Origin of the sequence: Cellulomonas sp. P24 (assembly GCF_024704385.1) — a bacterium.
GTDB lineage: Bacteria > Actinomycetota > Actinomycetes > Actinomycetales > Cellulomonadaceae > JAJDFX01.
Genome location: NZ_JAJDFX010000002.1, coordinates 1,592,660 through 1,616,009 on the forward strand (window position 1 = coordinate 1,592,660; position 23,350 = coordinate 1,616,009).

General features: G+C 71.7%; 22 protein-coding genes and 3 tRNA genes. 7 read left to right on the forward strand and 18 right to left on the reverse strand.

Annotation, left to right across the window (positions count from 1 at the left end; translation table 11 throughout):
• The first annotated feature begins 96 nt into the window (after nucleotides 1-96).
• From LJB74_RS07460 to LJB74_RS07470, 3 genes are all read left to right on the forward strand, one after another.
• The gene (locus LJB74_RS07460) at nucleotides 97-1,116 is read left to right on the forward strand and encodes an adenosine deaminase (protein ID WP_259307938.1); all 1,020 of its coding nucleotides are present in this window, start codon (nucleotides 97-99) and stop codon (nucleotides 1,114-1,116) included.
• Nucleotides 1,117-1,221: 105 nt separating this feature from the next.
• Complete coding sequence (locus LJB74_RS07465) at nucleotides 1,222-2,256, forward strand: hypothetical protein (RefSeq protein ID WP_259307939.1); 1,035 nt, start codon at nucleotides 1,222-1,224, stop codon at nucleotides 2,254-2,256.
• On the forward strand, nucleotides 2,253-2,678 hold the full coding sequence (locus LJB74_RS07470; protein ID WP_259307940.1) for a GntR family transcriptional regulator: 426 nt from the start codon (nucleotides 2,253-2,255) through the stop codon (nucleotides 2,676-2,678). The genes LJB74_RS07465 and LJB74_RS07470 overlap by 4 nt, the downstream gene beginning before the upstream one ends.
• Here LJB74_RS07470 and LJB74_RS07475 read toward each other — a convergent pair.
• The 6 genes from LJB74_RS07475 to LJB74_RS07500 all read right to left on the reverse strand — a co-directional run bounded on the left by LJB74_RS07475 (nucleotide 2,639) and on the right by LJB74_RS07500 (nucleotide 8,951).
• Complete coding sequence (locus LJB74_RS07475; protein WP_259307941.1) at nucleotides 2,639-3,727, reverse strand: CU044_5270 family protein; 1,089 nt, start codon at nucleotides 3,725-3,727, stop codon at nucleotides 2,639-2,641. The genes LJB74_RS07470 and LJB74_RS07475 overlap by 40 nt on opposite strands.
• A gap of 4 nt (nucleotides 3,728-3,731) precedes the next feature.
• Nucleotides 3,732-4,301 (reverse strand): RNA polymerase sigma factor, encoded by a 570-nt coding sequence (locus LJB74_RS07480; RefSeq protein ID WP_259307942.1) that lies wholly within the window; start codon nucleotides 4,299-4,301, stop codon nucleotides 3,732-3,734.
• 97 nt (nucleotides 4,302-4,398) lie between these two features.
• The gene (locus LJB74_RS07485; RefSeq protein WP_259307943.1) at nucleotides 4,399-4,899 is read right to left on the reverse strand and encodes a peptidase inhibitor family I36 protein; all 501 of its coding nucleotides are present in this window, start codon (nucleotides 4,897-4,899) and stop codon (nucleotides 4,399-4,401) included.
• A 159-nt stretch (nucleotides 4,900-5,058) separates the two neighbouring features.
• Nucleotides 5,059-6,207: a UDP-N-acetylmuramate dehydrogenase gene (locus LJB74_RS07490; RefSeq protein ID WP_259307944.1), complete on the reverse strand. Its 1,149-nt coding sequence runs from the start codon at nucleotides 6,205-6,207 to the stop codon at nucleotides 5,059-5,061.
• A gap of 9 nt (nucleotides 6,208-6,216) precedes the next feature.
• Entirely contained in the window at nucleotides 6,217-7,533 is a 1,317-nt protein-coding gene (locus tag LJB74_RS07495; protein WP_259307945.1) for an MFS transporter, read from the reverse strand.
• Nucleotides 7,527-8,951 (reverse strand): MFS transporter, encoded by a 1,425-nt coding sequence (locus LJB74_RS07500; protein ID WP_259307946.1) that lies wholly within the window; start codon nucleotides 8,949-8,951, stop codon nucleotides 7,527-7,529. The genes LJB74_RS07495 and LJB74_RS07500 overlap by 7 nt, the downstream gene beginning before the upstream one ends.
• Before the next feature lie 252 nt (nucleotides 8,952-9,203).
• Here LJB74_RS07500 and LJB74_RS07505 point away from each other — a divergent pair, with 252 nt between their 5' ends.
• Nucleotides 9,204-10,268 (forward strand): LacI family DNA-binding transcriptional regulator, encoded by a 1,065-nt coding sequence (locus LJB74_RS07505; protein WP_259307947.1) that lies wholly within the window; start codon nucleotides 9,204-9,206, stop codon nucleotides 10,266-10,268.
• Between the two features lie 97 nt (nucleotides 10,269-10,365).
• On the opposite strand, the gene LJB74_RS07510 is transcribed toward LJB74_RS07505, so the two are convergent.
• The 5 genes from LJB74_RS07510 to LJB74_RS07530 form a co-directional block, all read right to left on the reverse strand.
• Complete coding sequence (locus LJB74_RS07510; RefSeq protein ID WP_259307948.1) at nucleotides 10,366-10,797, reverse strand: MaoC/PaaZ C-terminal domain-containing protein; 432 nt, start codon at nucleotides 10,795-10,797, stop codon at nucleotides 10,366-10,368.
• Nucleotides 10,794-11,255: a MaoC family dehydratase N-terminal domain-containing protein gene (locus tag LJB74_RS07515; protein ID WP_259307949.1), complete on the reverse strand. Its 462-nt coding sequence runs from the start codon at nucleotides 11,253-11,255 to the stop codon at nucleotides 10,794-10,796. Before LJB74_RS07515 ends, LJB74_RS07510 begins: the two co-directional genes overlap by 4 nt.
• Before the next feature lie 97 nt (nucleotides 11,256-11,352).
• Nucleotides 11,353-11,426: transfer RNA gene (locus LJB74_RS07520), tRNA-Met, on the reverse strand.
• 49 nt (nucleotides 11,427-11,475) lie between these two features.
• A tRNA-Thr gene (locus LJB74_RS07525) sits at nucleotides 11,476-11,548 on the reverse strand.
• 146 nt (nucleotides 11,549-11,694) lie between these two features.
• Nucleotides 11,695-11,779: transfer RNA gene (locus LJB74_RS07530), tRNA-Tyr, on the reverse strand.
• 91 nt (nucleotides 11,780-11,870) lie between these two features.
• On the opposite strand from LJB74_RS07530, the gene LJB74_RS07535 reads away from it, so the two are divergent.
• Complete coding sequence (locus LJB74_RS07535; RefSeq protein WP_259307950.1) at nucleotides 11,871-12,254, forward strand: YbjQ family protein; 384 nt, start codon at nucleotides 11,871-11,873, stop codon at nucleotides 12,252-12,254.
• 151 nt (nucleotides 12,255-12,405) lie between these two features.
• The gene (locus LJB74_RS07540; protein WP_259307951.1) at nucleotides 12,406-12,903 is read left to right on the forward strand and encodes a YajQ family cyclic di-GMP-binding protein; all 498 of its coding nucleotides are present in this window, start codon (nucleotides 12,406-12,408) and stop codon (nucleotides 12,901-12,903) included.
• Between the two features lie 60 nt (nucleotides 12,904-12,963).
• On the opposite strand, the gene htpX is transcribed toward LJB74_RS07540, so the two are convergent.
• Together htpX and LJB74_RS07550 are read right to left on the reverse strand one after the other, a co-directional pair.
• Nucleotides 12,964-13,836: a zinc metalloprotease HtpX gene (htpX, locus tag LJB74_RS07545; protein ID WP_259307952.1), complete on the reverse strand. Its 873-nt coding sequence runs from the start codon at nucleotides 13,834-13,836 to the stop codon at nucleotides 12,964-12,966.
• 113 nt (nucleotides 13,837-13,949) lie between these two features.
• Nucleotides 13,950-15,374, reverse strand: a complete 1,425-nt coding sequence (locus tag LJB74_RS07550) for an FAD-dependent oxidoreductase (RefSeq protein WP_396125136.1) — start codon at nucleotides 15,372-15,374, stop codon at nucleotides 13,950-13,952.
• A gap of 219 nt (nucleotides 15,375-15,593) precedes the next feature.
• Here LJB74_RS07550 and rarD point away from each other — a divergent pair, with 219 nt between their 5' ends.
• Nucleotides 15,594-16,655 carry an EamA family transporter RarD gene (gene rarD / locus LJB74_RS07555; protein WP_259307953.1) on the forward strand — a complete coding sequence of 354 codons (1,062 nt, stop codon included), beginning with the start codon at nucleotides 15,594-15,596 and terminating at the stop codon, nucleotides 16,653-16,655.
• Here rarD and LJB74_RS07560 read toward each other — a convergent pair.
• From LJB74_RS07560 to nuoL, 5 genes are read right to left on the reverse strand one after another with little or no spacing between them, the layout of a single operon-like run.
• Nucleotides 16,645-17,118 (reverse strand): LpqN/LpqT family lipoprotein, encoded by a 474-nt coding sequence (locus LJB74_RS07560; RefSeq protein WP_259307954.1) that lies wholly within the window; start codon nucleotides 17,116-17,118, stop codon nucleotides 16,645-16,647. The genes rarD and LJB74_RS07560 overlap by 11 nt on opposite strands.
• A 41-nt stretch (nucleotides 17,119-17,159) precedes the next feature.
• Nucleotides 17,160-18,167, reverse strand: a complete 1,008-nt coding sequence (locus LJB74_RS07565) for a polyprenyl synthetase family protein (protein WP_259307955.1) — start codon at nucleotides 18,165-18,167, stop codon at nucleotides 17,160-17,162.
• Entirely contained in the window at nucleotides 18,164-19,783 is a 1,620-nt protein-coding gene (gene nuoN, locus LJB74_RS07570) for an NADH-quinone oxidoreductase subunit NuoN (RefSeq protein ID WP_259307956.1), read from the reverse strand. The genes LJB74_RS07565 and nuoN overlap by 4 nt, the downstream gene beginning before the upstream one ends.
• Entirely contained in the window at nucleotides 19,780-21,336 is a 1,557-nt protein-coding gene (locus LJB74_RS07575; RefSeq protein ID WP_259307957.1) for an NADH-quinone oxidoreductase subunit M, read from the reverse strand. The genes nuoN and LJB74_RS07575 overlap by 4 nt, the downstream gene beginning before the upstream one ends.
• 16 nt (nucleotides 21,337-21,352) lie before the next feature.
• Nucleotides 21,353-23,347 (reverse strand): NADH-quinone oxidoreductase subunit L, encoded by a 1,995-nt coding sequence (gene nuoL, locus LJB74_RS07580; RefSeq protein WP_259307958.1) that lies wholly within the window; start codon nucleotides 23,345-23,347, stop codon nucleotides 21,353-21,355.
• Between the last annotated feature and the right edge of the window lie 3 nt (nucleotides 23,348-23,350).

Below are 23,350 nucleotides of genomic sequence, written 5' to 3' on the forward strand. Positions count from 1 at the left end.
GTGCTGTGTCACCACCAGGGTGTCGCGCGCCGGTGAGAGGGGCAGGAGAGCGCGGTGAGACTCCTCTCACCCCCTTCCACCAGGCACAATGAGCCGATGCGCGACCTTGCTCGGCTCCCGAAGGCTCATCTGCACCTGCACTTCACCGGATCGATGCGGGTCTCGACGCTCGTGGACCTCGCCGCCGAGCGAGGTGTCCGGCTGCCCTCCGCGCTGGTCGACGGGGACCCCCTCCGGGTTCCCGGAAACGAGCGCGGCTGGTTCCGGTTCCAGCGGCTGTACGACGCCGCGCGCAGCTGCGTGCGCTCGGAGGAGGCGATGCGTCGGATCATCACCGAGGCCGCGCAGGACGACGCCGCCGAGGGTTCCGGTCGCCTGGAGATCCAGGTGGACCCGACCTCGTACGCCCCGTTCGTCGGAGGTCTCACCCCGGCGCTGGAGATCGTGCTCGATGCCGCGGTCACCGCCGGGGAGTCCACCGGGATCGAGGTCGGCGTCATCGTGGCGTCGTCCCGGATGCGTCACCCGCTCGAGGCGCGGACCCTCGCACGGCTCGCGGCAGCGCACGCGGGCGACGGCCCGGGGCAGGTCGTCGGGTTCGGCCTGAGCAACGACGAGCGGCGCGGGGAGACGGCCGACTTCGCTGCGGCGTTCGCGATCGCGCGACGTGCCGGTCTGGCGTCGGTCCCGCATGGCGGCGAGCTGCTCGGCCCCCGGCACGTGGCGGACGTCGTCACCCAGCTCGCCCCGGACCGTCTGGGGCACGGCGTCCGGTCTGCCGAGGACCCACGGGTCCTCGACGCGCTCGTGGCTGCCGGCATCGCTCTGGAGGTGTGCCCGGCGTCGAACGTGTCGCTCGGCGTGTATGCGACGCCGGCGGACGTCCCGCTGCGTGCGCTGGTGGAGGCCGGTGCCGTCGTCGCCCTCGGGGCCGACGACCCGCTGCTCTTCGGGTCGCGACTGACCCGGCAGTACGAGGACGCGCGCACGGTGCACGGGTTCGGCGACGACGAGCTCGCCGACCTGGCCCGCGGGTCGATCCGCGCCTCGAGAGCCTCGGAGACGACGAAGGCGCGCCTGCTCACCGGTGTGGACGACTGGCTCGCCTCCTCGTGATCCCGCCGTGCTTGACACCGGCGCAGGAGAGGATCATTGTGTCAATTGCTTGATGCATTGATACTGAGGCGGTACACCCGCCGCACCCGAACGAGAGGTACCGGCGTGTTCGCTCTGACCCTCGTGGAGCTCGCGCTCCTGCTGCTCGTCCCCCTCGCGGCCGTGGCCGGGCTGCTCCTGCTCCTCACTGCACGTCGACGGACCACGAACGACCCTGCCGCAGGCGCCCGCACCGCGGTCGCCGAGACCGCTGTCGCCGCCCGTCGGCATGCCGGGGTCGTCTCGGCGCTCGCCTGGGGCATCGCCCTGACAGCCCCTCCGCTCGTCCTGGCACCGACGGCGCTGCAGGTCATGCGTGCGACGCGGGCCAGCTCGCTGACCGTCGGCGTGCTCACCGGTCTCGCTCCCGCGAGCGCCGGTCTGCTGTTCCTCGGCGTGCACCTGATCGGCGAGCTCTCCTGGCCGCGCCCGACCGGCACCCTCCGGCGCGCGGCGCTCATCCGCCGCACCCTCGGCGACATCGTCCCTCGCCGACTCGGCGCGGTCACCCTGACCTGGGCGGCCCTGCTCACGATCACCCTCGCCAGCTGCGGGATCGTCGCGACCGACGGCCGGTCCGTGACGCGCACCTGGCCGGGCGGGTCGTCGACCGCGAGCCCGTTCCCGGGCTGGTTCTACGGGCTGCCGCTGCTCCTGGCGACGCTCGTCATCCTCGTCGGCACGCGAGCGGTCCTGCGGCTCGTCGCCGGCCGCCCCGCGGTCATGGACACGCAGCCGGCATGGGACCTCAGCCTGCGCCGACTCTCGGCGCACCGCGTGCTCCGCGGGGTCCAGCTCGTCATCGGGGCCACCACGAGCGGTGTGCTCGCCGTGACGTCGAGCGCCGTGATCTCGATCGGTCGGTCCGGCGGCACGGACCCGGCCACCGCCTCGGGCCCGCTCGCGGCGGTCGGGGTCGCGCTCGGCGTGCTGGCGGCCCTGGTCGGCGTCGCCTCGATCGCGACCGCCCTGGTCCCCGGCCAGCCGGCGAGCGCACCCCTGGTCGCCGACCCCCTCGATGACTCCAGCTGGTCCGGTGACTCCGGCAGCTCAGAACCGTCAGGACGCACGCCGCGCAGCCCGACCGGACAGCTGCCATGACCCTCCAGATCGAGATCGACCTCGCCGCGAGCGTCCCGCCGTACGAGCAGATCCGCAGCCAGATCGTCGCCCACGTGACTGCGGAGCGACTCCGGGTGGGCGACCGGCTCCCGACGATCCGCGCTCTCGCCGCGGACCTCGGGGTCGCCGCCGGGACAGTCGCCCGCGCCTACCGCGAGCTCGAGCAGGCCGGGGTGGTCGCCACCCGCCGCCGGTCCGGCACCGTCGTCGCGGCCGGTGCCGTCGCGGCCGACGTCCTCGTCCGCCATGCCGCGTCGACGTTCGTCGCCACCGTACGCGCCGCCGGGCTGACCGACGAGGCGGTCCTCGACCTCGTCCGTGGTGCTCTTCTCGAGCCGACGACCTCCGTCGACCGCGAGCCTCAGGACGGGAGGGACGCCGTCCAGCCCGACGCCAGGTAGGCCGTGAAGCCCACCACGGCGGGCACGTCGACGACGTACCCGGCCTTGGGGTCCATCGCGACCTGTTCGTACCCGAGCAAGGACCCGTTCGCCGGGTCGATCAGCAGGATGCAGCGCACCGGTGCCACGAGCTCGAGGGACGTCGTGATCGCGATCGCCGGCCTGCCGGCGCGATCCGTCACCGCACCGAGCGTGACGACGCCCTTCTCGGAGGCGAGCATCTGCCACATCTCGCTGTCGACCACCCCCGGGACCACCTGCTGGTCGTGCACCCGGGGGATGTCCTGGAGCAGGCAGTCCGCGTCGGAGGAACCAGGCACGCACCCCATGCCGTCGAGAAGGGCGGTGCGAACACCGCTCGGTCCGACCGCGGCGGCGAGCTGCGCGGCGGTCGGCTGCGCCTGGGTGCCAGGCGGCAACGTCGTCGACACGACCACGCCCGTCGAGTTGCCCGCCGGGAGCCACCCCTCGAGCCGGAGGGGCGGCGACGTCCGATCGTGCCGGACCCCTGACCCGTCCGGGGCCGTCCAGGTCTCCGACGAGACCGGCCGGATCCCGGTCGACCGGGTCTTCCCGTTCACCGACGCCGTGAAGAACCAGTTCGCCGTGCGGACGTAGGCGACGTCCCCGGGGTGAGGGGCGTCCGGGCGCGCCCGGGCGGCCTCCGCCAGTCGCAGCAACGTCGCCTCGGCGGGCTGGCCGTCGGCCTTCCCGAACGGTGTGCTCCCGACGAGGCCGTAGCTGAGGATCGGCGGCGTCTCGGCGGTCGCCGTGTCCGGTGGTCTCCACGGAGACACGACGAGGACGACCGCGGCGGCCACCCCGACGAGTGCGACGAGTGCGGCACCGGCCCTCCGTCGAGGCCGGGCCGGACGCAGGCTCGTCCCACGGAGCACCGGACCGAGCGGGAGGGTTCCATCACGGCGCGTCGCGAGCAGCCGATCCCGGAGCGCGACAGCCTGCGTGCGGTGCTCGACCCCCTCGAGGGCCTGGACCGGAACCGGGTTGGTGCCGGCGAGCAGACGCCGTGCGAGCTCGACCTCGTCCACGGTGTCACCACCCCCCGTCAGTCGTCGCGTCGTCGTCGTCGTGTCCGTCCGCGCCGCGCAGCACCGAGGTGTGCCCGCCGATCTCCAGCAACCGTTCCAGCCGGGTCCGCGCACGGTGCAGGCGCATGGCGGCGGCGCCGACCGAGCACCCGAGCACGGTCGCGAGCGCATCCAGGTCGAGACCGTCCCAGGCCGCGAGCTGCAGGATCTCCTGGTCGCGAGGGCTGAGCCGGCGCATCGCCGCTCCGGCGACCAGCCGCTCGGCCACGACGTCAGCAGGATCGAGCTCGACGACAGGGACACCGGCGGCGAGCCCGGCACGGAGGCGCACGTCGAGTCGTGCGGACCGGAGTCGTGTGCGTTGCGAGTTCGCGAGGACGTTGCGGGCGACCACCAGGATCCACGCCTTCCGGTGCTCGTCGTCGTCGGGCACCATGTCCAACCGGTGCCATGCGACGAGGAACACCTGAGCCGCGACGTCCTCGGCGACGTGCCACTGCGTGCGTCGTGCCGCGTATCCGAGCACGACCGGGTACAGCTCGGAGAACATCGCCTCGAACTGACGCTCGTGCACGCCCGGCCCCTTCGTCGCACCCGTGAGGAGTCTAGGCGCGCACGATGACGTCGACGTGAACGGGACGCGTGGCAGCGCGATCCGCCTCACCATCCGCTCAGCAGGCTGTCTGGAAGAGCGCGAGATACACCGACTCGGAGTAGCGCGGCCACCCCGAGACGTAGCTCGAGGCCCCGTACGGTGCGATGCAGATGGTCAGGCCCGCGCTCCCGGCAGGGGCGGAGCTCAGCACCGCGATCTGCGACCGGTTGTTCCGGTAGGACATGTAGGCGGTGTTCTGCAGGTTGAAGGTGCTTCCCGAGCCCGTGTACTGCCACATGCTCCCGGTGTAGTTCGCGAGGCTCCACAGGCAGAAGTACCCCGCGCCGCAGTCGCTCGACGAGAGGACGCCGGCCGCGGCCCGGGTGTACAGCACTGCTCCCCCGTCGAGAGAGAGCGTCACCGGGGTCGACGGTGCCAGTGGTCCGGGGACGTCGGTGGCGGCTTGCGCCGGCAACGCGAGTCCGACGAGCGTGACCAGTGCCACCAACGCGACGGCGAGCTGACGCGAGACGTCACGACGCCGGTGCCCGCGTCTCCCGGTCGAGGGCGACCTCAACCGTCCGGTCCACGTCGCTGCACGACGCGCCCTCCACCCTCGAGCTGCCGAGTCGTCCATGCCGTCGAAAGCTCTGTGTGCCCCCATACCCCGTACTGTCGGCGACGCCGCGCCGATCACCCCTCACGCATGTGATCTGCCTCACATCGCGACAACCACTCAGAGTGCGCAACCGACCAGGACCGGCTCCGGCACGAGCTCGACGCCGAACGCTGCGCGCACGCCATCGCGCACCGTGCGGGCGAGGGCGAGGACGTCCGCCGCGGTCGCAGTCCCCCGGTTCGTGATCGCGAGCGTGTGCGAGGTCGAGAGCGCAGCCGGTCCCGGCAGCCCGAACCCGCGGGTGAACCCGGCGTGCTCGATCAGCCACGCCGCACTCGTCTTCACCAGCTCAGGTCCGGACGGGTAGCGCGGCGCCGCCGCAGGAAGGCTCGCAGCCTGCTCACGATCAAGCACGGGGTTCGTGAAGAACGACCCCGCGCTCCAGGTGTCGTGGTCGGCAGGGTCGAGCACCATCCCCTTGGTGCGGCGCAGCGCGAGCACCGCGGTGCGCACGTCGGCGAGCGGAGCACGGCCACCCACCGCCACCCCGAGGTGGTCCGCAAGCTGCGCGTACGCGATCGGCGCCGAGAGCGAACCCGATCGGAGCTGGAACGTCACATCGAGGACGACGTGACGCGGGGTCGGTCCCCACCGTCGCTCCCCGTCCGGACCAGTCGCATACATCGACGCCTTGAGTACCGAGGTCCGGTACCCGAACCCGAGCTCGGCGAGCGGCATCGTGCGGTGCGCACGACGCTCCCGGTCCCAGACCCGGACGAGAGCGATCGTCTGGGAGACCTCCTGGCCGTACGCCCCGACGTTCTGCACCGGCGTCGCGCCCGTCGACCCCGGGACACCGGACAGCGCCTCGAGACCGACGAGCTCCTGGTCGACCGCATAGGCGACGACGTCGTCCCACCGGGTGCCCGCCGAGACGGTGAGCGTCGTCCCGGCGCAGGCCGACGCGTCCGGGACCCTGATCGTCGTCCGGACGTCTCGAACCACCACGCCGGGAAAACCGGAGTCGGCGACCACCAGGTTCGAGCCTCCCCCGACGACGAGGAGCGGCTCACCGGCACGGTCGGCCTCGTCGACCGCCGCGACGAGCTCCTGCTCGGAGGTGGTCTCGACGTACCGTCCGACTGGGCCACCCACCCGCAACGAGGTCAGCTCCGCGAGCGCGACGGACGCTCCGTCGTCGGTTGCGGCGTGCCGGACGGACGCGGGCGACGCGGGCGGGAGCGGCTCAGGGATCTCGCAGGTCACGCGACCAGGCTAACGAGCCTGCGCCGCCGCGGCGCCATCCGGGACCTCGGGAACGGCGGGGACCCGCAGCGGCGCCGCAGCCCGCATGACGGCGAGACCGGCCACGACCGGGATCACGATCAGCAGGAGCGCGTGCCGGTAGCCGACGTGATCGGCCACCAGACCGAGCAGCGGCGGCCCCGCAAGGAACGCGGAGTACCCGATCGTCGAGACGACGCTCACGCGCGCCGCAGCCCGGACCGGGTCGTCGCTCGCCGCGCTCATCCCGACCGGGAAGCCCAGCGCGGCACCGATCCCCCAGAACGCGACGCCCACCAGGGCGATCGGCAGGCTCGGGACCAGGCCGAAGACGAGCAGCCCGACCACGGCGAAGCCGGCCGCGAGCCGGAGCACCGGGATCCGGCCGTAGCGGTCGAGCAGCGCGGTCCCGAGCAGCCGCATCGCGGTCATGGCCGTCACGAACAGACCGAAGGCCAGTGCGCCTCCCGCATGCGTCGTGCCGAAGCCGTCGACGACGGACAGCGACACCCAGTCGTTCGCCGACCCCTCGGTGAGCGCCGCACCGAAGACGATCAGACCGATCATCAGGGTGCGCGGCTCGAGCCACCCGGCGAACGCTCCTGCTCGTGCCGGGGCCGCCTGCTGGGCCTCCGGGGCCTCCCGGCCGCCGGAACCCGCACCTGCGGCCGGTACCGCCGTCGGCACCCGGTGCCGGGGCGCGATCGGGAGGAACGACCGCGCGGCCCAGGCCACCGCGAGCGTCGAGGCGACGATGACCACGGCGAGGTGGGCCAGCACGGACGCGTGGACGGCCGCCGCGACGGCACCGATGCCGGCACCGAGCATCGTCCCGACCGAGAAGCCGGCGTGGAACCGCGGCATGATCGACCGCCCGAGCCGCTGCTCGACCGCGACACCGGCCAGGTTCATCGCGGCGTCCCACACCCCCGCACCCATGCCGAACAGGACCAGTCCGACGACGACCACCGCGACGACGCCAGCTGCGGCGCCGAGCGCCGCCGTGAGGAGGCCGACGGCGCACAGGACGGCGAACGTCACGACCGTGCGGCGTTCGCCGATGCGGTCGACCACCACCCCCGAGAGCGGGAGCGAGACGAGCGAGCCGATCGCACCGACGAAGAGCAGGAGACCGACCTGCCCGGGGTCGAGGCCCAGCGCATCCCGGACGGCCGGGAGGCGTGACGCCCAGCTCGCGAAGTCGACTCCGCTGAGCATGAAGACGACGAACACCGCGACGCCGGCGCGCCGGACCGCGCGATCGTCCGGCCCGCCGCTGCGACCCTCGACCCACCTGCTGCTCAGCACGCTGCCACCTTCTCAGAGAGGACCGGACTGGGGCACGTCGATTCGAACGATGCCGGGCGCGCCGGCTGGACAGGGAGGGCGGTGCTCGCCCCCACCGTCGCGACGGGCGCACGTCGGTCCGGCTCTCGGGGGCGCGCGACGACGCGCGCCACGCTCACGCTCACCACCATCGCCACGGTGATGAGCAGCAACGCGTGCCTGGCGCCCACGTACCCGGCGACGAGCCCGAGCAGGGGCGGTGCCGCCAGCGCGGCCACCGAGGCGAACGCCGAGACGACCGAGACCCGGCCCGCCGCGCGCACGGGGTCGTCGGACGCCGCGGCGATCCCGATCGGGACGGCGAGCGCGGCACCCAGCCCCCAGGCCACCACGCCGACGACGGCCACCTCCAGCCGTGGCGCGAGCCCGAAGACGAGGAGCCCGACGAACGACACCGCACCGGACGCCCGGAGCACGGTCACCCGCCCCCACCGGTCGATCAGCCGGGTCCCCAGGAGCCGCACCCCGGTCATCGACGCGACGAAGACGCCGAACACCGCCGCACCGACTGCCTCGGGGCGCTCGAACCCGTCGACGACCGCGAGGGACAGCCAGTCGCTCGCCGAGCCCTCGGTGAGCGCAGCCGACATGATGACCACGCCGATCAGCAGCGTCCGGCGCTCACGCCAGGCTCCGAGGGCCGACGGCACCCGCGGCACCGGGCCGTGGCCGGCGACGCGGCCGCCCGCGCCTCCGGTCGCGCCTCCGTTGGCCAGACCGCCTGTGCCCTCTGTCGCGAGAAGCGGTGCGACCGGCACCGCTCGCGGTTCCAGGACGGCCCCGCGGATCGACAGCAACCGCCACACCGTCCCGATCGCGGCCGTCGCCGTGAACTGCACGACCAGTGGCACCCCGAGGCGGGCTGCACCCGCACCCAGGAGCGATCCGGCGACGGCGCCGATCGAGAAGGCCGCGTGGAACTGCGGCAGCACGGTGCGCCGCATGCGGCGCTCGACCGCGGCGGTCTCGACGTTGAGCGGGACGTTCCCGAGCGCGAACGACACCCCGTTGAGGAAGATGCCTGCCGCGAGCAGCTGCACGAGCCCGAGTGCCGCGCCGAGCCCGATCAGCGTGAACGCCAGGGCGAACCCGGCGGTGGAGAGCAGCAGGCCGACCCGGCCGCCGTACCGCGTCACGAGCACTCCGGAGAGCGAGATCGTCACGAGCGCTCCGAGCGACCCCGTCAGGAGAACGAGGCCCAGCTCGGCGGTGCTGAGCCCGAGCGCGTCGCGCACCGCGGGGATGCGTGCGAGCCAGCTCGACAGCATGAGCCCGTTGAGCCCGAAGAGGCCCAGGAGGAGCCATCGGGCCCGGCCGACCGCGGACGGATCGAGAGAACGGGGGGACGCGTCCGGGACCGGGACGCGGAGGATGTGCACGATGGCTCCAGCAGGGCTGACGTCGAGATCGGGTACCTCAGGGCAGGTCGGGACCGTCACCTCCGCGCGGCGTCCCACCGGTTCGTCGAATCGATTCGACACTTGATCGAGCACCAGGAGTCGAATCGATTTGATGAGCGGTTCCATGGTGACGGTACGCTGGCCCGCGAGTCAACTGCGCAGCGTCGACCGGCCCCGAGCACGAGGGGAGCCGCGGAGGCGCCCGACCGTCAGGACCTGGAGGTGACCGGCGTGGCATCGAACCGCCCGACCCTTGCCGACGTCGCAGCGGCCGCCGGCGTCTCCGTGTCGACCGCCTCGCTCGCGTTCTCCGGCGCCGGCCCGATCGCCGCGGCGACGAAGGACCGGGTGCTGGCCGCCGCTGAGGCCCTCGACTACAGCGGCCCCAACCCGCTCGGTCGCCAGCTGCGCAGCGGCCGCTCCGGCATCGTCGGCGTCCTGATCGGCGACCAGCTCCGACGGTCGTTCCGCGACCCGGTGTCGATCCAGATGCTCGACGGCCTCGCGAGCACCCTCGGCCCCCTCGGCTTCGGCGTGCTCCTGATCCCCGGCGCCGCCGACCAGCCCCCCGAGCACCTGGATCCCCTCGTGGAGTCGGCGGTCATGGACGTCGCCGTGCTCATCTGCGGCGCCACCGCGGACGACGCGAACCTCGCGACCCTGCGTCGGCGCGGGATCCCGGTCATCTCGGTCGAGGGCGAGCCGCTCGAGGGCGTCGTCGAGGTCGGCATCGAGGACCGCCTCGGGGCCGCCGAGCTCGGCCGCCACGCGCTCGGCCTCGGGCACGAGCGCATCGCGATCGTGTCTCTCCCCTTCGACTGGCAGCGGTGCAGCGGCGTCGCGACGCCGGAGCGGCTCGCCCAGATCCGGTGGGAGATCCCGCGTCGCCGGCTCGCCGGGCTGACCGACGCAGGGATCGACCCCGTCGCGGTCTACGAGACACCGGCCTCCCTCGTCGAGCACGGGAAGGCGGCGGGCCATGCCCTGCTCTCCGGCCCCGACCGGCCGACCGCGATCATCGCGCACTCCGACCTGCTCGCCTCCGGCGTCGTCCTGGCGGCCCGGGAGCTCGGGCTCCGCGTCCCCGAGGACGTCTCGGTCGCCGGCTTCGACGGGCTCGACCTGCCGTGGCTCGCCCCCGACGTCCTCACGAGCATCAGCCAACCGCTGGCCGAGAAGGGCGCCGTGATCGGTCGGGCCGTGCAGGCCCTGATGTCGGGCGACACCCCCGACCCCGAGATGCTCGGCATGAGCCTGCGCATCGGCACCACGACCGGACCGCCACCGATCCGCTGAGACGCCCTGCGGCCCCGGGCCCACGCGCGACCCCAGGCGCATGCACAGCCCCGCGGCACACGCACGCGCCGCCGGGCCCCGGACGACCGGCCGTCGATCAGGAGAGCCGGACGACCGCCTGGGTCTTCGCCAGCACGCGCGCGCCGTCGAACGTCACGGTCAGGTCGACCCGGACGGTCCCGGCCACCGCGTCCACCGCACCGACCACCCCGGTCACCTCGACGACGGCGACCCCCGGGTCGGGGACCGCGACCGGGCGCGAGAACCGCGTCTGGTAGTCGACGACCGCACCCGGGTCGCCGGCCCAGTCCTCGACCAGGCCGATCGCCGCACCCATCGTGAACATCCCGTGCGCGATCACCCCGGGCAGCCCGACCTCCCGCGCGACGCGGTCGTTCCAGTGGATCGGGTTGAGGTCACCGCTCGCCCCTGCGTACCGCACGAGGCGCGCACGGTCGACCTCGACGCGCCGCACACCCACCGGGTCGCCCACGGACGTGCTCGCGAGCCGGGGCCCGATGCCGCTCATGCGCCGACCTCCACGTCCGCGCCCCGCACCGCGAGCGTCGAGACGACGGTCGAGACGGGGCTGCCGTCCTCGGTGGCGATCTCCGCGCGCGTCGTGATCATCGACAACCCCGCGCGCTCGGTGATCGAGTCGACGTGCAGCACGGTGACGAGCCGGTCGCCCGCGTGGATCGGCCGATGGTGGGTGAACCGCTCGTCCGCGTGGACCACCCGGCTGAAGTCGATGCCGGAGTCCGGGTCGGCGACGTACTGCTGCTCGGCCCGCTGGGCGACGACGACGGCGAACGTCGCCGGCGCGACGACATCGGGATGCCCTGCTGCACGCGCGGCCTCGACGTCGTGATGCGTCGGATGGCTCGCGCCGACCGCGTCGGCGAACTCCCGGAGCTTCTCGCGACCGACCTCGTACACCGGGCTCGGCGGGTACTCACGGCCCGTGTAGACGTGGTTCACCGGCACCGGCGTCGTCTCCCTCGAGGATCCGGCCCTGGACCGGACGCCCTCCGTCAGGGGTCGTCGACCACGTCGTGCCGACGACCACGCGTGCTGCCTGCAGTAGCGGGGGCGGGACTCGAACCCGCGACACCACGATTATGAGCCGTGTGCTCTAACCACCTGAGCTACCCCGCCATGCCGAGGACCCGGCCGACGCAGACGCGTCGACCCAGATCCTCCACAGAGCCCCGAAAGGGAATCGAACCCTTGACCTTCTCCTTACCATGGAGACGCTCTGCCGACTGAGCTATCGGGGCAGCGCGTGCAAGATTACACGTCGCGGGCCGGGCCGCGAAATCGTTCCGACGCCGTCTCGCGCACGCCCTCGAGCCACGGCCGCGACCCCGTACGCACGGCCCGGCGGGTACGAGAACGGGGCGCCCTCGTCGAGGACGCCCCGTGCTGGTGGCAGGTGAGGGATTCGAACCCCCGTAGGCGTTGCCAGCTGATTTACAGTCAGCCCCCTTTGGCCACTCGGGTAACCTGCCGCTACTCGTGAGGGCACAGCCCTGCGGAGCCACGCCAGAATACAGACCAGAGCACCCAGGACGAAATCACCCCGACGAGCAGGAGCGGACCATGATCATCGTGACCACCAACGACATCCCCGGGTACGAGGTGACGGCGGTGATGGGTGAGGTCATGGGCGTCACGGTGCGCAGCCGCAACATCGGTGCCCAGTTCACCGCAGGCCTGCGATCCCTCGCCGGAGGCGAGCTGCCCGAGATGACGCGTAACCTGCTGGAGTCTCGTGGGGAGGTCATGAACAGGCTCATCGCCGAGGCCGAGGCGCGTGGCGCCAACGCGCTCCTCGCCACCCGGTTCGACGCCAGCTCGATGGGCGACACCTGGACGGAGATCTGCGCGTACGGCACCGCCGTCCAGGTCCAGCCGATCCCGGACGGGCGCCCGGGGGCCACCCCGCAGTCCGTCGCGCACGCACGGCAGCTGGGCCTCTCCTGAGAGTCCGGCCCCGCCGGGTCCGCGCGGCGGTCCGGCACGGCGGCACACCTCACGGCACGGCACCACCGCAGGGCTGAGCACCACCGCAGGACCACGCACCACTGCAGGACCACGCACCACTGCACGGCATCGACGCGAAGGAGAACCACCCATGGCAAGCGAGTCGTCGTTCGACATCGTCAGCAAGGTCGACCGGCAGGAGGTCGACAACGCGCTCAACCAGGCCGCCAAGGAGATCATCCAGCGGTACGACTTCAAGAACGTCGGTGCCTCGATCGCCTGGAGCGGCGAGAAGATCGTCATGGTCGCCAACTCCGAGGAGCGGGTGAAGGCGATCCTCGACGTCTTCCAGACCAAGCTCATCAAGCGGGGGATCTCGCTCAAGTCCTTCGACACGGGCGACGGCGAACCCCACGCGTCGGGCAAGGAGTACCGCCTCGAGGGCACGATCGTCGAGGGCCTCAGCAGCGAGAACGCGAAGAAGATCGGCAAGATCATCCGCGACGAGGGCCCGAAGGGCGTCAAGTCCCAGATCACCGGGGACGAGCTCCGCGTCTCGGCGAAGTCGCGCGACGACCTCCAGGAGGTCATCGCGCTGCTCAAGGCCGCCGACCTGGACGTCGCCCTGCAGTTCACGAACTACCGCTGAGCTCGACCGCGACTGGGCCGGGGCGCAGCCGCCCCGGCCTGCGCCGTCCGGACGAGACGGTCAGGCGAGCGGGCGCCCGGCCATCGACTCGAGCCGCGAGATCCGCTGCGCCATCGGCGGGTGCGTCTGGAACAGCATCGCCATGCCCGCGCCTCGGAACGGGTTCGCGATCATCAGGTGCGAGACGTCCACGAGGCGCTGGTCCTGCGGCAGCGGCGCGCGCTTCACGCCGTACTCGAGCTTGCGCAACGCCGACGCGAGGGCGAGCGGGTCGCCGGTCAGCTTCGCCCCGTCCTCGTCGGCGTCGTACTCGCGCGTGCGGCTGATCGCCATCTGGATGACCATCGCGGCGACCGGTGCGAGCAGCGCGAAACCGATCGCGGCGATCGGGTTCGCGTTCCGGTCGCGACTCCCACCCCCGCCGAAGAACATCAGGAACTGTGCCAGCGACGTGATGAGACCGGCCACCGCAGCAGCGACCGAGGACGTGAGGATGTCGCGGTTGTACACGTGCATCAGCTCGTGCCCGAGCACGCCGCGCAGCTCTCGCTCGTCGAGGAGCTGCAGGATCCCCTCGGTGCAGCAGACGGCGGCGTTCCGCGGGTTGCGGCCCGTCGCGAAGGCGTTGGGCGCCGCGGTGGGCGAGACGTACAGGCGGGGCATCGGCTGACGAGCGGACGTCGACAGCTCGCGCACGATCCGGTACATCGCCGGGTACTCGATCTCGCTGACCGGCCGCGCCTGCATGGCCCGGATCGCGATCTTGTCCGAGTTCCAGTAGCCGTACGCCGTCGACACGAGGCCGAAGCCGACGAACAGCAGCAGCATCGTCGAGCTGCCGCGCCCGAAGATCGCCCAGACGCCCAGGAGCACGGCCCAGAGCACCCCGAACAGGGCTGCGGTCTTCAGACCGTTGAAGTGCTGGTGACCCATCGCGTGCTCTCTCTCCTCCTGCCCGCGGTGCTCACCGGTGGTGAGCTCGACGCTGCGGGCCCTCTCCTGCTCAACGCCCGCCCGTCCGGGCCGGTTCCCCACCGGCCGACGGATCAGCCGCCCACGGTCTCCCCGAGCTCGATCGCGACCATCTCCTCACGAGGCACGACCTTGATCCGCTCCCGCCCGTGCGGCGCCCCGAGGTTGCGCTCGTGCGCGTCCAGCAGCTCCCAGGCCGACCACTCGACCGGCCTCACCCCACGAGCGCGCAGCGCGTCCACGATCGCACCCGGGTCCCGCTCGGGTGCGGTGAGGACGACACCGCCGTCCGCGTCGGTGACGTCCTCGACGAGGTGCTTGATGGTCTCCGACGCGTCGGACTTCGTGTGCCCGATCAGCCCGACCGGTCCGCGCTTGATCCAGCCCGTGGTGTAGACGGCGGCGAGGTGCTCACCGCCGGGATCGACCACGCGACCCTCCCGGTTCGTGATCACCCCCGCGGCGTGGTCGAACGGGAGATCCGGCAGCGGGGACCCGAAGTACCCGACGGCGCGGTACACCGCCTGCACCGGCCAGTCGTGGAACTCGCCGGTGCCGGTCACCGAGCCGTCGCCGGTCAGCACCGTGCGCTCGGTGCGCAGACCGACCACGTGGCCGTCCTCGCCGAGGACCTCGGCGGGTCGGTGCAGGAAGTGCAGGTGGATGCGCCGGCTCGCGGTGCAGTCCTCCGGCTCCTTGAGCGTCCAGTCCGTGAGGGTCTTGACGACCTGCTTCGTCTGGTTCGACGAGTGGATCGCCGACATCGACCCCTCGTCGAAGTCGAAGTCCTCGGGGTAGACGAGGACGTCGACGTCCGGCACGTGGCCGAGCTCGCGCAGCTCGAGCGGGGAGAACTTGACCTGCGCGGGCCCGCGCCTCGCGAAGACGTGGACGTCGGTGACGGGAGAACGCTTGAGGATCTCGTAGACGTTGCCCGGCACATCGGTCGGCAGGAGGTCGTCCGCATGCTTGGCCAGGATGCGCGCGACGTCGAGCGCCACGTTGCCGGCGCCGAGGACGGCGACCTCGCGCGCCTCGAGGGGCCAGGTGCGCGGGACGTCGGGGTGCCCGTCGTACCAGGACACGAAGTCCGCGGCACCGTACGAGCCCTCGAGGTCGATGCCCGGGATCGGCAGCGCCGCGTCCCGGATCGCCCCCGTCGAGAAGATCACGGCGTCGTAGTACCGGCGCAGCTCGGCGAGCGTGATGTCCGTGCCGTAGTCGACGTTGGCCAGCAGCCGGATGTCCCCCCGCTCGAGGATCTTGTGCAGCGCGACGATGATCTGCTTGATCCGCGGGTGGTCCGGGGCCACGCCGTACCGTACGAGTCCGAACGGGGCGGGGAGCCGCTCGAACAGGTCGATGCTGACGTCGACGCCGGCCTTCGAGAGGATGTCGGCGGCGTAGATGCCCGCCGGGCCGGCTCCGACGATGGCGACGCGCAGAGGACCGAGGGTGCTCACGTGGGAGAGTGCCTTCCAGTTCCGGGAGACAGCCACGACGCGCAGTCGCGCGGTGGCCGTGCGGGCCCCGGTCCGGGTGCCTGTCGATGTGCGCAGTCGGCGAACCGAACGCCCGCAGCGGGTGCTGCAGCCCAGTGTACGGCTGTGCGCACGGCGTACCCGGGGAACGCCCATCTGACGGAACGGGTACCGGGAACGTCCGACACGATGCGGACAACATTCCGGACCGCGCCACCCGGACCGTACCGTCAGCGCATGAGCGCAAGCGGGTCGACCCCGCGACGGACCCCCGGTCGGACCGGACTCGCCCTCGGCCTGAGCGCTTACCTCATGTGGGGCGGGTTCCCGCTCTACTTCCCGCTCCTCGCTCCGGCGGGTTCGGTCGAGATCATCGCGCACCGGGTCGTCTGGTCCCTCGTGGTGTGCGCGGTCCTGCTCACGGCCACCCGTGGCTGGGGCCCGTTCGTCGCCGCGGTGCGTCACCGCCGCACCCTCGCGCTGCTCTCGCTCGGCGCGGCCCTGATCGCCGTGAACTGGCTCGTGTACGTCTACGCCGTGCTCTCCGACCAGGTCGTCGACGCCTCCCTCGGGTACTTCCTCAACCCGCTCGTCACGGTCCTCCTCGCCGTCTTCGTGCTCGGCGAGCGCGTGCGACCGGTGCAGTGGGTCGCCCTCGGTTTCGGCGCGCTCGCGGTGGTCGTGATCGTGATCGGCGTCGCCCGCCTGCCGTGGGTCGCCCTCACCCTGGCCACCTCGTTCGGCCTGTACGGGCTGATCAAGAACCGGGTGGGACGGACGGTGAATGCGCTCGCGGGGCTCGGTGTCGAGACCGCCGTCCTGTTCCCGCTGGCGCTCGCCTACCTCGTGTGGTTGCAGGCGACGGGGACCGGGCACTTCACCGGGTACGGGTCCTGGCACGCCGTCGCCCTCATGTGCGCCGGGGTCCTGACGGCGACTCCGCTGCTGCTCTTCAGCGGCGCGGCCCGCCGCCTCCCGCTGCGCACGATCGGCATGCTGCAGTACCTCACCCCGATGCTGCAGTTCATCCTCGGGCTCGTCGTCTTCCACGAGCAGATGCCGGCCGCGCGGTGGGCCGGCTTCGCGCTGGTCTGGGTAGCGCTCGTGATCCTCACGGTCGACGGGTTGCGCACCTCGCGGCTCGACCTGCTCGCGCAGCGCGCGGCGAACGGAGCACGGATCGAGGACTCTCCGGCTCTCGACCGCACGACCGGGAACGTCCCGCCCATCGACACCTCGACCGGCATCACGACCGGGGACGGCCCCGGGCCTGCGGTCGGTCCGTCCGTCAGGAGATGACCGCACTCGCCAGGATCGTGCGGATCTCGTCGAGAACCTCGTCCGCCTGAGCCGCGGAGCACGTCCCGGTGAGCTGGATCGCGTCGGTCGCACCGTCGTGCTCGACGAGCACGACCCGGACCGACTGGACGAGCGTGCCGACCTCTGGATCGGTGAACCGGCCGTCGATCCACGACGACGGCCACCCGCCCAGCTCCCCGGAGCCCCGCGCCGACTCCACGTAGCCCGGCAACCCGGCGAAGGATCGCGACAGGGCCTCGTCCACCGGGGCAAGCGTGCTCCCGGGGTCGAGGCGGGCGATCGCCAGCACGATGTTCGCCCGGAAGGCACCCGGTCCGGAGTCCCGCACGAGCGCGAGCGGTGTCGTCGGGGTCCGCAACGGCGACCACCGGTCGGCGTAGTGCAGCGAGATCGTCGGGTACCCCGGGAACTCCGGGCTCGGGTACGTCGCCTGACCGGCCACGGTGCTCCTCGTCTCGACGGTTCGGGGGCAGCGCCCGGCTGTCAGGCCGAGCGATCGACGAGCGACTCGGCGAACGCGGCGAGCGCGTCCTTCACCGAGCCGGCCGGCAGCGGGGCGAGCAGCTCCACGGCCTCGTTCGCCCACCGCACGGCCTGTTCCCGGGTCTCGTCGACGACCGGGTGCGTCCGCAGCGCCGCGACTGCCTCGTCGAGAGCGGCGTCGGTCGAGAGGTCCGACTCGAGCAGCGCGACGAGGTCACGGTCGGCGGTGCTCGCGCCATCGGCACCGGCCCGCGCGCGCAGCAGCAGCGCCGGCATCGTGGGGACCCGTTCCCGCAGGTCGGTGCCGGGCGTCTTGCCGGTCATCGAGCCGGTGGAGGTCAGGTCGATCACGTCGTCGGCGAGCTGGAACGCCACGCCGATCTTCTCCCCGTACCCCGTCACGGTGCGGACGACCGATGACGGGCAGCCGGAGAACATCGCACCGAACATCGCCGAGGTGGCGATGAGCGAGGCCGTCTTGTCCGCGAGGACCTGCAGGTAGTGCGCGACGGCGTCCTCGCCGGGCCGGGGACCGACCGTCTCGTGGAGCTGACCGAGGCAGAGCCGCTCGAACGTGCTCGCCTGGATCCGCACCGCCTCCGGCCCGAGACCGGCGACCGTCGCGGACGCGCGCGCGAACAGCAGGTCACCGGTGAGGATCGCCACCGAGTTGCCCCACACCTCGTGTGCCGCCGGTGCCCCGCGCCGCAACGGCGCCGAGTCCATGACGTCGTCGTGGTACAGCGTCGCCAGGTGCGTGAGCTCGACGACGACCGCAGCGTCGAGCACCTCCGGCCGTTGACCGTCACCGAGCTGCGCCGTGAGCAACGTGATGAGCGGGCGCAGGCGCTTGCCACCGGCGTTGACCAGGTGGCGCGACGCCTCGTCGGCCAGGGCGTCCGCGTGACTCACCGAGTCGCGCAGCCGCTCCTCCACCAGCTGGAGCTTGGTGGTGAGCAGCTCGGCGAGCTCGGGGTCGGCGAGCGGGATGGCTGTCGGGGACGTCACGAGATGAACTTCGCCGCCTGCTGCACCAGCTCGAGCACCGGCGACGGGAACACACCGAGCAGCACGGTGAGCGCCGCGCAGACCCCGATGACGACCCCGGTGAGGCGGCCCTTGACCACCGTCGTCCCGGCCGCGGCCGAGGCCTCCACGTCGTCCGTGAAGTACATCAGCACGATGATCCGCACGTAGAAGAACACCGATGCCGCCGAGACGAGCACACCGACGACCGCCAGCGGGGCCGCACCACCGGACACCGCCGCCGAGAACACCGTGAACTTCCCGATGAAGCCGGCCGTGAGCGGGATGCCCGCGAACGAGAGCAGGAACAGCGAGAAGGTCCCGGCGATCCACGGGTGCCGCCGCCCGAGCCCGGCCCACTGCGAGACATGGGTGGCCTCGCCGAGGACGGACTCGGTCTCGCCGGCGCCGGAGTCCCCGGCCGCACCGACCAGCACCGGCGCCGCCGCCTTCTCCCGCACGAGGGTCACGACGGCGAACCCGCCGACCGTCGCCGCCCCGTAGGCGAGCAGGTAGAACAGCACGCCCGAGATGCCCTTCTGGTCGAGGGACACGACGCCTGTCAGCACGAACCCGGCGTGCGCGATCGACGAGTACGCCAGGATCCGCTTGACGTCCGTCTGCACGAGGGCGATCACGGTTCCGACGACCATCGTGAGGATCGCGACGCCCCACAGGGCCGGCCGCAGGTCCCAGACCAGGCCGGGCAGCACGACGTACACGATGCGGAGCATCGCCCCGAACGCCGCGATCTTGGTGCACGCAGCCATGAAGCCCGTGATGGGCGTCGGCGCGCCCTGGTACACGTCGGGGGTCCAGGAGTGGAACGGCACGGCGCCGACCTTGAAGAACAGCCCGACGAGGACGAGGGCGGCACCGGCATAGAGCAGAGGGTCCATGCCGGTGACGGTCCCGATCGCCGTCGCGATGTCCGACAGCCGGATCGACCCGGCGAACCCGTACAGCAGGGCGGTGCCGAACAGGAAGAACGCCGACGCGTACGCCCCGAGCAGGAAGTACTTCATCGACGCCTCCTGCGACAGCAGACGACGCCGACGCGCCAACCCGGTCAGCAGGTAGAGCGGGAGCGACAGGACCTCGAGCGCGACGAACAGCGTGAGCAGGTCACCCGCCGCGGGGAAGATCATCATGCCGCCGGTGGCGAAGAGCACCAGGGGGAAGACCTCGGTCTGGATGAGCCCCTTGCGCCGCGCCAGCTCCTCGTAGTCGGAACCGGGGACGCCTGCGGCCTGCGGGGAGAACGCGTCCTCGCCGTTGGTGCGGTCGGCGATGACGAGCAGCGACAGCAGCGCGAGCGCGGCGACCGCCCCCTGGATCACGAGGGCCGGTCCGTCGAGGATCATCGAGCCGCCGAGGACGACCGTGCCGCCCGTCGTCCGCACACCGTGCCACAGGAGGACGGTGGCGATCAGGGCGCCGACCAGTGCGACCAGCGAGAGCGAGAGCTGCACGGGCCGGCGCAGCCGCGCCGGGACGAACGCCTCGACGAGAACGCCGATCACGGCGGCACCGAGCACGAAGATGACCGGCGACAGCTGCGCCCAGTCGACGTGCGGGGCGGTGAAGGTCCCGGTCACTTCGCGCTCCCTTCCGAGGCGGTGGCATGGGAGGCAGGGACGTCGGTCATGCCGACCTGGACGAGCGACACCTTCGCCGGTTCACGGACCAGGTCGAGCGCCGGGGCCGGGTAGAACCCGAACACCAGCATCAGCGCGATCAGCGGGGCGACCACCCAGATCTCACGACCGGAGAGGTCCGGTGTCGACGCGAGCTCGTCACGCACCGGCCCGGTGAACACCCGCTGGTAGGTCAGCAGGATGTACAGCGCCGCGAGCACCACACCGACCGAGGCCACGATCGCGGCCGGGTGCGAGCGACCGAAGCTGCCGACCAGCACCATGAACTCGGAGATGAACGGTGACAGCCCCGGCAGCGCGAGCGCGGAGAGCCCGACGGTGAGGAACGTGCCGGCCAGCACCGGGGTGACCTTCTGCAGCCCGCCGAAGTCCGCGACGGACCGCGACCCACCACGCCGGACGATCAGGAACCCGGCGAGCAGGAACAGCGCCCCGGTCGACAGCCCGTGGTTGACCATGTAGAACGACGACCCGGCGATCCCGACCGACGTGAACGTGAAGATGCCCAGCACGATGAAGCCGAAGTGCGAGACCGACGTGTAGGCGATCAGCCGCAGGAGGTCCTTCTGACCGATCGCGAGGAGTGCGCCGTACACGATCGACACGACGGCGAGGACCACCACGAACGGCGCCGCCCAGCGGGAGGCGTGCGGGAACAGCGGCAGGCAGAGCGTGAGCATCCCGAACGTGCCGACCTTGTCGAGCACGCCGACGAGCAGCACCGACGTCCCGACGGGTGCCTGCTCCGCCGCGTCGGGCAACCAGGTGTGCACCGGGAACATCGGAGCCTTGATCGCGAACGCCAGGAAGAACCCGGCGAAGAGCAGCCGTTCCGTGGTCGTGGACATCGTCAGCCCGACGAGGTGGTCCGTCAGGAAGCCCTGAGGTCCGCCCGGACCCTGGTAGTACAGGCCGATCACGGCCGCCAGCATGACCAGGCCACCGGTGAGGGAGAAGATCAGGAACTTGACCGCGGCGTAGCGTCGCTGGGCGCCGCCGAAGGACCCGATCATGAAGTACACCGGGATCAGCATCGCCTCGAACAGCAGGTAGAAGAAGAACACGTCACGCGCGGCGAACACGGCCACGATGAACGCCTCGAGCACGAGCACGAGCGCGAGGTAGCTCGGCAGCCGCGGTCCCGGGCCGGAGCCGTCGGCCCCGTGCTCCTTCCACGCCGCGAGCACGACGACGGGCACGAGCACGAGGGACATGAGGATCAGCGCGAGACCGACACCGTCGACACCGACCGCGTAGCTCACGCCGATCGCCGGGATCCACGAGTGCGTCTCGACCAGCTGGTGGACACCTGCCGTGCTCATGTCGAAGTGCGTCAACGTCACGACACCGAGCGCGAGCTCGAGCAGCGTGAAGCCCAGCGCCACCTGTCGCGCCTTGCTGCGCACCGAGGCGGGCAGCAGCGCGACGGTCACGGCCCCGAGCAACGGGAACACGATGAGCGCCGTCAGCCACGGAAAGCTAGAGGGTTGCATGGTTCGGGGTTCTCCCTCAGATCCGTGCGGCCAGGACAGCGCCGACGAGGACGATGAGACCGATGAGCATGGTGGCGGCGTACGAGCGTACGTACCCGTTCTGGACTCGGCGGAGCAGGGAACCTGCACCGACCGTGAGGCGGGCGAGGCCGGTGGCCCCGCCGTCGACGACCTGGTGGTCCCCGAACACGAGCGAGCGGGTGAGGTACGTCCCGGGCGCGACCAGGAGCGCGTCGTTGACGTCGTCCTGGTAGAGGTCCTTCCGTGCCGCGCGCGTCAGCACGGAGCCGCGCGGCGGGACGACGGGGACGAGCACCGCGGCGTACTGGCGCCAGGCGAGCAGGATGCCCAGGGCGACGAGCGTCAGGGTGATGGTCATGAGGACCGGGACCGGCAGCACCGGGTCCGCCTCGTGGGCGACGTGACCGGTCACCGGCTCGAGCCAGCCGACGATCCCGCTGCCGAGGCTGAGCAGCCACCCGATCGCGACCGACCCGATCGACAGGATGATCATCGGCACCGTCATCAGCCGAGGCGACTCGTGCGGGTGCTGGTGGCTGAGCTCGGCCGTCGTCCCGGCGGCCAGGGCGGGCGGCGTGCCGGAGCCGTCGTCCCAGCGGCGGGTCCCGTGGAAGGTCATGAAGAAGAGACGGGACATGTAGAAGGACGTGATCCCGGCACCGAGCAGGGCCACGCTCCCGAAGACCCAGGCCTGCCACGGCGATCCGGCGACCGGCACGAACGCCGACTCGATGATCTTGTCCTTGCTCCAGAACCCGGCGAACGGCGGGACGCCGAGGATCGCGAGCCAGCCGAGGCCGAACGTGATCCAGGTGACCTTCATGTACTTGGAGAGCGCACCGAAGCCGCGCATGTCCACCTGGTCGCCCATCCCGTGCATGACGGAACCGGCGCCGAGGAACATCCCCGCCTTGAAGAAGCCGTGCGTCACGAGATGGAAGATCGCGAACGCGTACCCGATGGGCCCGAGACCCGCGGCGAGGATCATGTAGCCGATCTGCGACATCGTCGAGGCCGCGAGGGCCTTCTTGAGGTCGTCCTTCGCCGACCCGACCACGGCCCCGAAGACGAGCGTGATCGCGCCCACGATCACCACCACGAGGCGGGCCGTCGGCGCGGCGTCGAACAGCGGTGCCGACCGGACGACGAGGTACACGCCGGCGGTCACCATCGTGGCCGCGTGGATGAGAGCCGACACGGGCGTCGGGCCGGCCATCGCGTCACCGAGCCACGACTGCAGCGGGAACTGCGCGGACTTGCCGGTCGCGGCCAGGAGCAGCATCAGCCCGATGGCCGTCAGGGTGCCCGGCGCGGTCCCGGCGACGTGGCCGTGCACGGTCGCGAAGTCGACACCGCCGTAGGTCGCGAACATCAGCATGATCGCGATGATCATGCCCAGGTCGCCGATGCGGTTCGCGATGAATGCCTTCTTCGCCGCGACGGCGTTCGGCGTCTGGTGGTTCCAGAACCCGATCAGCAGGTACGACGCCAGGCCGACGCCCTCCCAGCCGAAGAACAGCAGCAGATAGCTGTCGGCGAGCACGAGCAGCAGCATCGCGGCGACGAACAGGTTCAGGTAGGCGAAGAACCGGCGCCGGTCGCGGTCGTGCTCCATGTACGCGACCGAGTACACGTGGATGAGCGACCCGACGAAGGTCACCAGCAGCACGAAGGTGAGCGAGAGCGGGTCCAGCCGGAAGCCGGCGTCGACCGTCAGGTTCCCGGCCGAGAGCCAGCTGAACAGGTGCAGGTCACGGACCCGCTCCGCGGCCGGCAGGGACGTCAGCGAGAGCATGATGCCGAGGCCCAGCAGGAACGAGAAGGACGACGCCGCCACGCCGAGCCAGTGGCCCCAGCGGTCCGCACGCCGACCCGCGAGCAGCAGGATCGCCGCGCTGGCGAGCGGCACGGCGACGAGCAGCCAGGCGCCCGACTGGAACGCGCCGGTGGCAGGGGCGGTCTGGACCGCCAGGGAGAAGAGGGGGTGCACCGT

Coding starts and splice junctions, on each gene's coding strand:
- LJB74_RS07460 (WP_259307938.1), top strand. CDS start 97: ATGCGCGACCTTGCTCGGCTCCCGAAGGCTCATCTGCACCTGCACTTC.
- LJB74_RS07540 (WP_259307951.1), top strand. CDS start 12,406: ATGGCAAGCGAGTCGTCGTTCGACATCGTCAGCAAGGTCGACCGGCAG.
- LJB74_RS07575 (WP_259307957.1), bottom strand. CDS start 21,336: ATGCAACCCTCTAGCTTTCCGTGGCTGACGGCGCTCATCGTGTTCCCG.
- rarD (WP_259307953.1), top strand. CDS start 15,594: ATGAGCGCAAGCGGGTCGACCCCGCGACGGACCCCCGGTCGGACCGGA.
- LJB74_RS07470 (WP_259307940.1), top strand. CDS start 2,253: ATGACCCTCCAGATCGAGATCGACCTCGCCGCGAGCGTCCCGCCGTAC.
- htpX (WP_259307952.1), bottom strand. CDS start 13,836: ATGGGTCACCAGCACTTCAACGGTCTGAAGACCGCAGCCCTGTTCGGG.
- LJB74_RS07535 (WP_259307950.1), top strand. CDS start 11,871: ATGATCATCGTGACCACCAACGACATCCCCGGGTACGAGGTGACGGCG.
- LJB74_RS07510 (WP_259307948.1), bottom strand. CDS start 10,797: ATGAGCGGCATCGGGCCCCGGCTCGCGAGCACGTCCGTGGGCGACCCG.